This is a genomic window from Vibrio sp. SCSIO 43136 (assembly GCF_023716565.1).
Taxonomy (GTDB): Bacteria; Pseudomonadota; Gammaproteobacteria; order Enterobacterales; family Vibrionaceae; genus Vibrio.
Window position 1 is genome coordinate 1,008,588 of sequence record NZ_CP071848.1, and the last position, 13,449, is coordinate 1,022,036.

General features: G+C 45.6%; 11 protein-coding genes. 9 read left to right on the forward strand and 2 right to left on the reverse strand.

What is annotated here, in order from left to right:
• The first annotated feature begins 13 nt into the window (after window positions 1-13).
• The 9 genes from J4N39_RS04850 to ggt all read left to right on the forward strand — a co-directional run bounded on the left by J4N39_RS04850 (window position 14) and on the right by ggt (window position 10,967).
• The gene (locus tag J4N39_RS04850) at window positions 14-2,212 is read left to right on the forward strand and encodes a nucleoside hydrolase (protein WP_252022488.1); all 2,199 of its coding nucleotides are present in this window, start codon (window positions 14-16) and stop codon (window positions 2,210-2,212) included.
• Window positions 2,213-2,276: 64 nt separating this feature from the next.
• The gene (locus tag J4N39_RS04855) at window positions 2,277-2,672 is read left to right on the forward strand and encodes a DUF3574 domain-containing protein (RefSeq protein WP_252022490.1); all 396 of its coding nucleotides are present in this window, start codon (window positions 2,277-2,279) and stop codon (window positions 2,670-2,672) included.
• 175 nt (window positions 2,673-2,847) lie between these two features.
• Window positions 2,848-3,672, forward strand: a complete 825-nt coding sequence (locus tag J4N39_RS04860) for a nucleotidyltransferase family protein (protein WP_252022491.1) — start codon at window positions 2,848-2,850, stop codon at window positions 3,670-3,672.
• A 102-nt stretch (window positions 3,673-3,774) separates the two neighbouring features.
• Window positions 3,775-4,419: a M23 family metallopeptidase gene (locus J4N39_RS04865; protein ID WP_252022492.1), complete on the forward strand. Its 645-nt coding sequence runs from the start codon at window positions 3,775-3,777 to the stop codon at window positions 4,417-4,419.
• Between the two features lie 215 nt (window positions 4,420-4,634).
• On the forward strand, window positions 4,635-5,660 hold the full coding sequence (locus tag J4N39_RS04870; protein ID WP_252022494.1) for a substrate-binding domain-containing protein: 1,026 nt from the start codon (window positions 4,635-4,637) through the stop codon (window positions 5,658-5,660).
• A gap of 16 nt (window positions 5,661-5,676) precedes the next feature.
• Complete coding sequence (locus J4N39_RS04875; protein ID WP_252022496.1) at window positions 5,677-6,918, forward strand: alpha-amylase family glycosyl hydrolase; 1,242 nt, start codon at window positions 5,677-5,679, stop codon at window positions 6,916-6,918.
• 29 nt (window positions 6,919-6,947) lie between these two features.
• A complete protein-coding gene (malE, locus tag J4N39_RS04880) occupies window positions 6,948-8,126 on the forward strand; it encodes a maltose/maltodextrin ABC transporter substrate-binding protein MalE (RefSeq protein WP_252022498.1) in 1,179 nt (392 codons plus the stop codon).
• Window positions 8,127-8,151: 25 nt separating this feature from the next.
• The gene (locus tag J4N39_RS04885) at window positions 8,152-9,126 is read left to right on the forward strand and encodes an aldo/keto reductase (RefSeq protein ID WP_252022500.1); all 975 of its coding nucleotides are present in this window, start codon (window positions 8,152-8,154) and stop codon (window positions 9,124-9,126) included.
• 107 nt (window positions 9,127-9,233) lie between these two features.
• Window positions 9,234-10,967, forward strand: coding sequence for a gamma-glutamyltransferase (ggt, locus tag J4N39_RS04890; RefSeq protein WP_252022502.1), 1,734 nt, complete (start codon window positions 9,234-9,236; stop codon window positions 10,965-10,967).
• 123 nt (window positions 10,968-11,090) lie between these two features.
• Here the strand turns inward: ggt and J4N39_RS04895 are convergent, their stop codons facing one another.
• Together J4N39_RS04895 and J4N39_RS04900 are read right to left on the reverse strand one after the other, a co-directional pair.
• Window positions 11,091-12,098 (reverse strand): LacI family DNA-binding transcriptional regulator, encoded by a 1,008-nt coding sequence (locus J4N39_RS04895; protein WP_252022505.1) that lies wholly within the window; start codon window positions 12,096-12,098, stop codon window positions 11,091-11,093.
• A gap of 253 nt (window positions 12,099-12,351) precedes the next feature.
• Entirely contained in the window at window positions 12,352-13,437 is a 1,086-nt protein-coding gene (locus J4N39_RS04900) for a porin (RefSeq protein WP_252022507.1), read from the reverse strand.
• Window positions 13,438-13,449: the final 12 nt, after the last annotated feature.

A 13,449-nucleotide genomic window follows, 5' to 3' on the forward strand; every position in this document is an offset into this window, starting at 1 on the left:
TTTAGACACGCTTATGTGGACCACACAACCTCGAAACAACAGCCGAAATGTTAAGAAAGCACTGCTTGTTGTGACTAGCCATACTGAGTTAGATGGCACCGATAAACATACTGGATTTTGGTTTGATGAGTTAGCCACCCCATTTTGGGGCTTTTATGATGCAGGCTATGAAGTCACAATCGCATCAATTCGAGGTGGCTTGGCAAAAGCAGACCCGCTGAGCGCCACGGGGGAAACTGTCACCCCCGCCGTAAAACGATTCCAAGAATCTGCTTTTGCTATGGGGCAATTGGACAATACGGTTTCTGTGGTTGAGGTTGATACCAGTGCTTACACCACTCTGTTTCTATGTGGTGGACACGGAACATTGTGGGATTTTCGACAAAGCCACGGGCTAGCACGTATCGTGAGCGAGTTTTATGCCGATAAAAAGCTGATTGGCTCGGTGTGCCATGGGCCTACAGGGTTACTTTCAGCGCAAAAGCCTGATGGAACTCCTTTAGTTGCTGGGCTAAAACTGACCGCTTTTTCCGATGCAGAAGAGAAACTGACGCCTCACCAATATATCGAAGCTTTGCCGTATCATCTTGAAGACGCTCTGGTGGACAAAGGTGCTTGTTATCAGTGCGAAAAACCTAATGCGCATTTTGTTGTGAGTGAAAAAGGGTTAATCACAGGTCAAAATCCAGCCTCCGTGGATTTGGTGGTGAAAACCATTCTTGATGCGCTAGAGAAAACCAAGGTGTGGGTGGACACTGATATCTCTATTGGTACCCAGTCTGAGTCAGGAGTGCCTTGCGATGTGGATGATGCGTATGCTCTGCTCAGTTTGTTTAATTCAACCAACGTCAAAGTGGTTGGCGTGAGTGCAGTGTTTGGCAATACCGATGTAGATACCGCTTATAAGTTGGCAAAAACAATGGCTAAGCGATTTGGTCCTGTTGCCTTGCCTGTGAAAAAAGGTGCGGCGGCTAAGCTGGACGTCAATGAAGTCAAAGAGAATAAGGCAGTGCTTGCGTTGGCAGAAGCACTTCGCAAGCAGTCTATGACGATTGTATCGATTGGCCCCGCAACCAATATAGCTACGCTTATTTTGCTTTACCCAGAGCTTGCTAAACAGATTGATCAAGTGATTTTCGTTGCTGGTCGCAGCAGCGTTAAGCAGAGTTTTGTCGTTGGCCCTAAGCAAGAGGTTCCATTTCGCGACCTCAACTTTGATTTGGACCCAGACGCAATGAAAGTACTGATCGAAAGCTGTGTGCCTGTGGTGTTAACTCCCTTTGAGCTGGCAAATCAAGTTTGGATGACTCAAAGCGATCTACAAACACTTGGCGAGTCGAGTGGTGCAGGTAAGTATCTGAAAAAACACACTCAACCATGGTTGGAGATGTGGGAAAACAAGTTTGGCGCACAAGGCTTTAATCCATTTGATGCGCTGGCGGCAGGTTTTGTCGAGAACCCTAACAATTACCAGTGGGAGAAAGTCGCAGTCGAGTTTCCTATTGCCCCTGATGATACTAAGGCTGGGCGATTTAGTACTGGCAACAGTTACAAACCCTACTTGGTTGCGTCGCACGAGTGCCAAAGCGCAAACACAGTGCTTATGTGTACTGGTGTTACTCCCGATTTCTGCTCTTCGCTTGTTTCTAGAATTACAACACCAAATGATCCTTCCAAGTATATTGCGGCGGTTTCACACCTGAATATTGTGGTGGATGATGTCGACAAAGCGACGGCATTTTATCAGCGCACACTAGGCTTTGAGCAAGCCTATGATGAGTCTGGTGAAATCATGGATTATCCACACCTAACGCTTGCCTCATTTGCCAAAGACGCAGGCTTTGAAGACGGCAAAGTTGATGTCGATATTCGTTTCTTACATCATCCGACTGCAGGTTTATATCTGGAGCTGATGCGCTACTACGAGCCAATGGGTGAGCAGCGGGTGACAATCAAAAATACCAATGATATGGGTGGCATCCGTCATACCGCATTGGAAGTGAATGACATCATGGAAGCATTCAATTACCTGAAAGACCAACCGGGGGTTGAGATCGTACGTTACCCTGATGGGCATGAGCACGATGAGGTCGCAGGGCCACCTATGTTGCTTTCGCCTTTCCCAATGTCATTTTTCTATTGGCGAGATCCATATGGCGTGCAGTGGGAAATGGAGTGTGGCCGTAAAAGAGGCTATTTAAGAGGTATTTAAATTATGCGGCGTGAGCGATGCTAAGCAATGCATTGCCTACGCCGTCGCTTTTGAGGAAAAACTGATGTTAATAAATAAATTCGCAATGCCAGTGGTTGTTGCGATGCTATTGGCGATCGCACCGATAAAAGCGAACGCCAACGATGTGTATCAAGTACAACTTTACTTCGGCTTATCGATCCCAGCCGGAGGTGTAGTCACGTCACAGCAGTGGCAGAACTTTGTTGTTGATACCATCGAACCACAGTTTGATGGGTTCAATATAGTCGACTCGGTAGGGTATTGGAAAGCCGAGCCTGAAGATTCAAAGATAGTGACTATCATACTCAATGCTCAAGATCTTCATAAGGCTGAGGCTATTGCACAGGTCTATGCTAAGCGCTTTGATCAAGACTCAGTGATGCTAGTAAAAACTGGGGTAGAGCAGTGGGAGTTCATCTCAGGGAGTGGGGTTCAATAGTTAGACCCATCCACATGGTTGCCACGACCAATCTAAGGCTCATAAATCTTCGAACGGAACTGCATTTAGTTTCAATCGCTTAGATAAATTATAAAATCTGTGTGAGTTACCTCATTTTGCGTTTGCCTGATTGCATATGGTAGAGGGTGAATACTAGTCGCCAAGAGGGAGAACCATGGAATCAGATTTAGCCGCACTTGTGACCCACTTTTCTCAGCTTGAGCAGGTAGAAGCCATCGCTTTAGGTGGCTCTCATAGCACTCAGATGAATGACGAGCTGTCCGATTATGATGTCTATATTTACACCTCAGAGCCAATTCCTGTCGCACTACGGGAACAGATCACCGCAGAACATTGCGTTGAAATGGAGCTGGACAACCAGTATTGGGAAACCGAGGATGATGGTCGACTAAACTCGGGCACGGAAATAGAGATCTTATACCGAAGTATCGATTGGCTCGATGAGGTATTGGATAAGCAGGTATTTAAGTATCAAGCCAGCACGGGATACAGCACCTGTTTTTGGTCCAATCTTACCAACTGTCAAATCCTCTATGATCGAGACAAAAAGCTCACTCGGTTGCAAGCGAAGTACCGTGTTGATTACCCAGTTGAGCTTGCCCATGCCATCATTACTAAGAATTTTCCTCTGCTAAGGGATGCTTTTCCTGCCTATGCCACTCAGATAAAGAAGGCGCTGCAACGCAACGACATTATCAGTGTGCACCATCGACTCACCGAGTACTTGGCGAGTTACTTTGATATTTTGTTTGCGCTCAACCAACTGCCTCACCCTGGTGAGAAACGATTACTCGACGTGGCTAAAAGGTGGTGCCCACATCTGCCGCAAGACTTTGAACACAACATTGAACAACTACTTTATCTGGCGGGTATTCAAAGTGAAGAGTTGCCAATGTTGCTGCATCACACCACTCTTGCTTTAGAGCAGTTGATAACACAAGTGTATAAGGGTGATCGAGACAGGGTATTTCAGGCCTGAGTATTTAGTTTTTCAAGATTGTTAAAAGCATGAACTGAAGACAAAAGTAGCGTCAATGAAATCAAACCGAGCTAAGGTATTAAGAGTAAGGGCTAAAACTTAATGAAAATTACACCAGCCAATCTTGTGGTCATTACGCTACTTTTTCTACCTGTATTGTTATTGGGTACCAAAAAGTGGACTGATAACAAGCAGCGTGATGCTCAAATGGAGCTACAACGAATACACCCTGAACTTGAGCATATTGCCACTCACACTAAACCTTATCGTTTTCCGTTAGACAGTCGCAGGTTACAACAGGGCTTTGCATCTTTTAATACTGCCCCTCGGTTTCCAAATCTCTATCACGCTGCTATCGATTATTACGCCGATGTCGGTGAGCCTGTGTACGCTATTTCTGATGGAGTTGTTAGTTTTTCAGGCTTTATGCGAGGTTATCCTGGGTTAGTGATTATCGATCATGAGCGGGATGGGCTCTATTCTTTGTATGGTCATTTATCGATGAAAAAGCCGATCGCACCGTCAGGAAAAGTGAAGCAAGGGGATATATTGGGTTATATCGCAGATCCTTCTGAGGCCTTTGGTATAGGAAGTCATTCACATTTACATTTCTCAATTCGACTAGGTACCAGAGAGGAATATCCACAAACGGGTGAAGAAAGGTGGATGGCTGGTTACACACCAACCCATCCAGTATTTAAGCGCTTTATTGACCCTGAGAAGTTCATCTTATTGACTCAAAGGTGACTTCTACAAGTCTATTCATCCACATGAGTTGATCCTTCATTGTGTCGTTTTGTTGTAAGGCTTACACCTCTAATTGTGACTTTTCATCAAAATTTAAAGCGCTTTAAATTATTCCGCGCATTTCGTTTTTCAGCTCACATTTCATACACACACAGTTTGTACATTAAGTAAGCTAACTATAAATTTAAAGCGCTTTAAATTTTTGCGAAAACACTATGACGACATTATCTGAAGTATCAAAACATCTTGGATTATCTATGGCCACGGTCAGCCGTGCGCTCAATGGTTATCCCGAAGTTAATGAAAAAACCCGTCAGCGAGTGCTGCAAGCGGCGGACAAACTAGGGTATAGACCTAATAGCGTGGCTCAAAAGCTGGCGACGGGTAAGTCCAAAATGGTCGGTATTATGCTGCAATCACCCGATGAACTGGTATGCGCACCGACGTTTTTAACAGAGTTGGCAAATATCACCAATTGCCTTGGTAGCAGTGGCTACGATCTATTAATCAACTCATCTCTTCAAGGCAACAACTTACAAGCACTAAAGAACTTCGTGTCTAAAAGTGCGGTAGACGGATTGATCCTCAAAGCCCCTGAGGTCAACGATGAACGTATTCAATTTCTATTAGATAAGGGAATACCTTTTGTGGTGCATGGACACGATACCAGCGCTGCTGAGTATGCCTACTTTGATATTGATAATGCATCTGTCGCAACACAGGCAGTTAATTTTCTTCATCAACTAGGCCATAGCAAGATTGCCTTTATCAACTCGGATGAAAAGTTGGCCTATGCAAGGACTCGAAGCCAAGCGTTCTCGACAGCAATTGAAGCGCTCGGCTTGAGCGCCACTGACTGCGAAATCTTTCACTGTGCGCCAGAGGTGATTGCTGGACAAGAATTGGCAACAGCTATCTTTGGCGCAGATGATCGACCAACGGCCTGCATATGTTCCAGCACTAAGGTGGCTTATGGACTGTATATGGCGGCCGCTGAAAAAGGGCTAACCATTGGTCAGGATATCTCGGTGATAAGCCATGATGACGGCATCCAACACTTTGAGAGTCGAGAGTTCAATCCACCTTTGACCGTGACCCATTCACCGCTGATCAATTCGAGCGAACCTATCGCTAACTCTATCGTGAAATTGATCTCGGGAACCAAGCCAAGCGAGCTACAGACGATTTCGCCAGTTGATCTCATCGTTCGACAATCAACGGGTAAACCTTTAACCAGTTAAGCTAGGAAACTCTTCTATGGAACATGTAAGTCAAGGTGGCTTTAACCATCCTGAATGGACAAAAGATAAAAATATCTACGAGGTCAATCTTCGCCAATACACCGCCAAGGGCTCAATTTCGGCATTTATTGAACATCTACCACGGTTAAAAAAAATGGGTGTCGACATTCTGTGGTTGATGCCGATCCATCCTGTGGGCGAGCTCAATCGTAAGGGAAGTTTGGGCAGTCAATATGCAGCAAAAGATTATACGGCACTAGATCCGTCTTTAGGCACTAAAGAGGACTTTAAGCAACTGGTAGAGACGGTTCATCAAATGGGCATGTATTTAATCATCGATTGGGTAGCAAACCATACTGCGTGGGATAATGTCTGGGTTAAGCAACACCCGGACTGGTATCAGCGCGATGAGCAGGGTCAGCTTTTTCCTTACACCTACGTAGACAGCAAAAAGACCGAATACTGGACCGATGTTATTGGATTAGATTACAACAATAAAGCCTTATGGGATGGCATGTTAGAAGCAATGGCTTACTGGGTAGATACTTTTGATATCGACGGTTTTCGTTGTGATGTTGCTGGGCTGGTACCCACACCATTTTGGGAGTTTGCGACTGAAAAACTCAACCAAAATAAACATCTATTTATGCTAGCCGAATGGTCCACACCAGAGCTGCATAACAAGGCTTTCGATATGACTTACGATTGGGGCTTCTACGACCTTATGGGAGAGATTGCCCAAGGCCGTGCCAAGGCATGCGATATTCCTGACTATCTTGCCAGTTTAATCAGTGTTTACTCGCAAGATGCGTATCGAATGGTGTTTACCACCAATCATGACAAAAACAGCTGGGAAGCAAGTGATAGCGAGTATTTTGGCGAATCGTTTAAGGCTTTTTCTGTCCTTGCGATGACGCTGTACGGCATGCCACTTATCTATAGTGGGCAAGAGTCTTATCTCGACAAACGAGTTGAGTTTTTCGAAAAAGACCCGATTGACTGGAAACAGTATGAACTCTCTGACTTCTACACCAAGTTGCTGCACCTGAAACGAGAAAATGAGGCGCTTTGGAATGGCAATTATGGTGCACTGCCAGAGTTCATTCCTAGTGATAACTCAGAGGTTATCCACTTCGTGCGACAAAAGAACAAAAACCGTGTCGAGGTGTTGATTAACCTATCTCCAAAACCTCAAACCTACCACCACACGGCTCAAGGAACGCTAACGCTCGAGCCATACCAATACATGATTGGTTAATTACTAACTAACACAAAAGGTCTGAAAATATGAAGAAACTAAGTCTATTGAGCTTAGGGGTTGCGTACGCCTTGAATTCAGTCAATGTCGCCGCATTTGATGAAGGACAAATTACGGTGTGGATGCCACTGGATAAGGGACAAAAGGGCATGACTTATGCGGTGGAACAATTTGAAGCCGATACTGGCATCAAAGTAAAGGTAGAGTTTCCTGAAAGTTTGGAGGAGCGTTTTGTCCAGTTTGCCAGTGTAGGTAAGGGACCGGACGTAATGGTTTTTGCCCATGACCGTTTTGGTGGTTATGCGGCCTCTGGATTGGTTAAAGAAGTCAATCCAGAACCTAGTTACAAAGCGCAATTTGAGGACTATGCGTGGGATGCGACCAGTTATAACGGTAAGCTATATGGCTACCCAATTGCCGCTGAAACCGTTTCTCTGATTTACAACAAAGATATTATTAAGGAGCCAATCAAGCACTGGGAAGAGTTGTTTAGTTTAGATAAACAGCTTAATGAAAAAGGGATCAAAGCGATTGCTTGGGACATCAAAAACCCATATTTCACACATCCTTTATACTCTAGTGATGGTGCATATATCTTCGCTCAAGATGCCAATGGTTACATCCCAACCCAAACAGGTGTAAATACGCCGGCTGCCAAAAATACCATGGCGTTTCTTAAACGCATGATTGATGAAGGAGTGATGTCGTCGGATATGGACTATGCTCATGCTGAATCGGCGTTCAACAAGGGTAAAGTTGCAATGACCATTAACGGCCCTTGGTCTTGGGCAAACATGGACAAAATGGGCCTAAACTATGGGATTGCCCAGCTACCTATGTTTGAAGGTAAAGCATCGCGTCCATTTGTAGGCATTCTAATGGCTGGGATCAACACGGCGTCGCCAAATCATGAGTTAGCCCAAGAGTTTATCGAAAACTATATGTTATCAATGGAATCATTACGCTTTATGAACAGCCAAGTTCCTATTGGAGTGCCGTCCCGTAAGGCATTTTCTCAAGAGCTTGCTGACCAACCTCGTGTGCAGGCTGCAATTAAGAATGCGAGTAATGGTGACATTATGCCGAACATTCCTCAAATGCTTGGCTATTGGCACGGCTCTTCAGCAGCGTTAACAAACGTTATCGACGGACGCCAAAGCATTGCTGATGCACTTAATGAACTAGAACAAAAGGTGCTCGATAAGTAGCACGGGTTAAAAATGGAATAACAGAATGAAAACGAAACAAATAAAGGACATTCAAGCTTCGGCACTTGGCTTTGGTTGCTGGGCAATGGGGGGAACTTGGAACAACGTATCGGACCGAGAGTCTATTGACGCTGTGCGAGCGGCCGTTGACCATGGTTTTAACTTCTTTGACGTAGCTCCAGTATACGGTCTAGGGCATGCGGAGACAGTACTTGGCCAGGCACTCCAAGGCATCGATCGTTCCAAGGTCGTGATAGCAACCAAATGTGGTTTGCCATGGGATGCGAATAATAATGTTACCAATGACTTAAGCCGAACGAGTATTTTCGCTGAGGTGGAAGCGTCGTTGCAACGTTTGCAAACGGACTATCTAGATGTGTACCAAGTGCATTGGCCAGATCCAAACACACAGATTGAAGAAACAGCGCAAGCCTTGGCGGAGTTAAGGCAGCAAGGGAAAATCCGCCATGTGGGCGTCTCTAACTATTCACTTGAAATGACTCAGGAGATGATGAAAGGCGTTGAAGTGGCGACCTTCCAAGGGCTGTATAACCTGTTGGAGCAAAACCCAACTCACTACCACAATATCCCGCTGCAGTATCAAGCGAGAGAAGAGGTTCTACCTTTTTGTCAGCAGAATGAGATGAAGTATTTGCCATACTCACCATTGATGCAAGGTTTGTTGACAGGGGCACTTAAACGCAGTGGTAACTGGGACAATAACGATGACCGTTGCAATAATCCTAAGCTCAATGGTGAGGCTTTTGAACCTTACTTTAACTGTGTTGAAGAACTCAAAGCTTTGGCAGCGGAGGCCAATATTCCCCTTGCTCATTTAGCTATCCACTGGTTAGTTGCTCAACCCGAAGTCGGTCCTGTTATTGCGGGTGCGCATACGGTCGAGCAAGTGAAAGCCAATGCTCAATTTTATCAATCATCCGCAAGTGATGCGTTACTAGCACAAGCCGAGGATATTGTGGCGAGATGGCAATTGGAGTAACTAAGTGAACTTATAAAGTGAACCACGGTCAATGAAATTATAGGGAGCTCTGAACTAGGATAGGTTAGCGCTCCCTTTTCTCATTCTGTTTGTCTTTGGAGGATCACTTGCGATTCGTCTTAATATGTCTAAGTGCCTTTAGTGCTTCGGCGGCCCTTGCCGCCCAATCAAACGCTTTGCCCATTTCTCAACAGAGCGAAGGCAGTTCTTTTATGGTCAGTGCGACCAACCCATATGTTGCCAACGTAGGTTATGAGACGCTCAAAAAGGGAGGAAATGCGGTTGATGCCATGGTGGCGATGCAAATGGTGATGTCGGTAGTCGAGCCTGATATGACGGGTATTGGCGGTGGTACATTTGCCCTGATGTACAACAACAAGACCGGAGATTTTACTGCGCTAGACGGCCGAGAAGAGGCTCCTTCTAGCGCAACGCCAGATATGTTTGTTGAAAACGGTCAGGCGATCAGCCGAAATGAGATATTAGGGCCTCGCTCAGTGGCTATACCAGGAACGCTGCGCTTACTCTACAGTTCACATCAGACATATGGAGCACTTCCATGGAGTGAGTTACTTCAACCTGCGATCGAGTTAGCATCTCAGGGTTATGCCATGAACAGCTACACCTACGATATCGTGGTGCGTGAGCAGTCGAGATTGATCAAGGACCCTGAAGTGAGGGCTATGTATTGGCAAGGTGAGGAAATCAAACCTACGGGAACCTTGATGACCAATCCCCAAATGGCGAACACATTAAAAATGATCGCCTCCCAAGGAGACAGCTACTTATACGGTGGTGAGCTTGGCAAGCGTATTGTGAATACCATTAATCAGCGCCTAGAGGATGATCAACCAAAATTGTCCCTTCAAGATTTTGAAAGCTATCAAGTGAAGCAGCGCAACGTGATTAAAAGTGATTATCGGGGTCACAATATCGTTTCTTTTGGTTACCCGACCTCTGGTGGCTTAATGGTAGCGCAAACATTGAAGCTGCTTGAAGCGTATCCAATCTCTTCTATGTCGATCTCGTCAGCAGAGCCGTGGCGTTTGATGGTTGAAGCGATGCGGTTAACTCGAGCGGATAGGATCGCTTATGCAGGAGATCCAGATTTTGTTCAGTCGGATACTCAGCAATTGTTATCGCAAGCCTACCTTGACCGCCGCAGGTCGTTAATTCCTGTACAGGGTGCTGCGAAACAAGATCCAAAAGCTGGGGTGTTAGAGGCCCCAATGCCAGCCGAGCACCAAGGTTTTGAAAGCCAAGACACAGGCCATATTTCAATTGTGGATGGGCAGGGAAATGCTATCGCAATGACGAGTACTGTAGGGACAGGCATGGGGGCCGGTATCATGGTCGATGGTGTGTTGCTTAACGCTCAAATGGCGAACTTTTCGACTACCCCAGAAATCAATAGCAAAGTGGTAAACAACAGTATTCAGCCGGGTAAAAGGCCACGTTCTGCGATCACCCCTGTGATGGTTACAGATGATAAAGATAAGCTTCGTTTGGTGGTCGGCTCTCCGGGCAGTTCTCAGATCCCGGGTTACGTGCTGAAAGTAATCGTGGGAGTACTTGATTGGGGGTTAAGTGCTCAGCAAGCGATTGACTTACCGAACATTCAGTACGGAACTAAGATTGATCGAACCAAGCCATATAACCCTAAAGGTTTGCTGGTGGAGAAAAAAACCTTTGCTGAGACGTTAGTACCTGAATTTATGCAGCAAGGGTATCCAGTACACGTTATTCCTGTGGTTAGCGGTCTCAATGCTGTTGAGATTAAAGCAGGTAAATTGTATGGAGCATCTGACCGTCGCAGAGGGTCATCAGCGTTGGGCGAGTAAATCGCTATCAACCAAGCCGCTTAAGATAAGCGGCTTGGAATACTAGTTATACTTTGCGCACTCGATCCGCTTCTATCGTGGGTGGGGTGAAAGCCTGCGACGTTATCACAGGCTTGATAAATGTTAATCAGCGGTGGTGTTTCGCTCAATGAGTTTGACGGGCACCATCATTCGAACCAAGCTAGTGTTTTTGTTATTGATCTGGTCTACAACTATTTTGACTGACTCACGGGCTAGGCGACGAAAATCCTGACGAAAAGTCGTTAGCTGGTAGCTTAACCATTCCGTTTGCGGGATATTGTCGAACCCAATAACTTGCAAATCTTGCGGTATTTGCAAGCCAAATTCTTGTCGAGCAATGTCCATGACTGCCATGGCTAGGTTATCAGTGGCACAAAATACCGCCTCTGGGCGTTGCTCACTGGCCAACATCGTGCGGATCTTATCGAGTGAACCCGCATAGTCGTATGTTGCTTCTACCACACTTGGTTTATTGCCAGTTAAATCATAAAACTCTGATCTAAAGCCATTTTGTCGTTCATCATTAGTAAACGTTGGCACTTCACCAGTTAGGTATATAGCTTCTTTAACCCCTTTGCTGTGCAGTAACTGCGCAGCTTGCTGGCCCGCTTCATAGTTGTCGCTAATGACGTAGCTGCTCTTGGTCCCTTCCACCACACGAGCATATTGAACGATAGGAATATCGAATTTCTCACACTCTTCATACAAGGTTTTATTCATGGTGGCTGATGCTGCAATGACACCATCGACACGGTACTGGAAAATATTGGGTATGGAGTGGTTGTCTTCTTCATCGATCTGCCAAGGGATCAACACGGCTGAATATCCTTGTTGCTGCAATTCGATCGATATGAGCTGAAGAGTTTTCATATGGATAGGGTAGTCAGCATCAGGGAAAATTAAACCAATCAGTTTAGATTCTTTAGTGGTCAAGCTACGAGCAAATGCATTTGGGCGGTAGCTCAGTGCTTTTGCAGCTTCAAAAACCTTGTTCTTGGTGGCCTCAGAGACACTGCTTCCCGGAACAAATACACGCGAAACAGTAGACTGGGAAACTCCCGCTAGTTTGGCGACATCTTTTGAAGTGACAGTTTGTTTGGTATCAGACATGGGTACGGTTATATGACGTTGAAGAAGTTATAGATTACCACAAATAGGTACGTATTCATTATGATAAGTCTCAATTTAGAAGGTAACTACAGGTTTCTGAACAGATTAAGGTTCACTTTTGGGTTGACCCAAGGTGATAACTAAACGGTAAGCTTCGAGAATACTGAAAAAGCCTTACTGCAAAGTAAGGCTTTATGACATCGCTAACTAAAACAACGCTCAGCTACGTTCCCCTAATAATTGAGTGAATCGATTAGAAGTAGTAGCGCAGACCAGCAGCAAACTGGTCATCATGGTTTTCGTACTTGTTATTTTCGTACTTATCTTTACCTAAGTCGACTTGGTATTCCGTCCAGACAAGGAACTTATCTTTTAGGAAGTGGTATTCCAGACCAGGGATAAGTAGGTTGCGTTCGTAACCATTGGTTTCGTTGTTGCGATCACTTAAGTAGTTGTAGTTCAGTGTAGGGCGAAGACCATTTTCTAGGTGGTAGTAGGTGTAGAACTCGCCACCGATGGTATCAAATAGCACATCAGTGCCACCCTGTTTGACCGCTTCCCAATTTTCACCGACGTGGAAAGTTGCACCAGCATAGAAGCTGCCATCACTGTAGTTGGCACCAAGTAACATGATGCGCATGCTGTCGCCATTTTCGACACCAGTGACGTTACCGTCTAGGTCAGTGATATCGTTTTGTTGGTACGCCGCACCTAATGAAACACCTGCGACTGGCTTATAGGTGATCGAGGCGCTCATTCCGTTCTTTAGGGTTGCTGTCGCATTACCTGCCAGTGCAACTTCTTCACGAGTGGTTTGATAGGTGAAACCATAGTTCACTTTTTCATTTAGTGAGTTACGGTAAGTGATTGAGTTTTCTGCTCGGCCGGTTCCCGAAGCGATGCCCCAATCAGATAGGTTGTATACGCCAGAACCACGGGTACCAAAAACTCGGCCCATATCCGTGTACCAAGCCACGTCGTAGAAAGTAGACCATTGTTTAGTACCAACAGCGATCTTACCGTATTTATCGTGTTCCACACCTGCATAGAGTAAGCGATCGTAGATGTTATCACCGTTTGCGCCTGAGTTGTAACCCCATTCAGCGTGGCCAAAACCTTTCCAGTCATTGTCGAGGTTCATTTGGCCTTTAAGGCCAAAGCGTGAACTGCCGCTGTTCCACTCTCCATTATGCTCTTCACCCTTATCTTGGTAACGAAGATCGAAACGGCCATCCAGTGTTAGGCTGTCGCCAGCATCATTAGTAAAGGTGTGCGCTGCAAAAGCAGAGCTCGTGGTCAATAAGGCGAGAATTGTTGCCGAAAGTGTCGACTTTTTCATGGTATGTCTCTT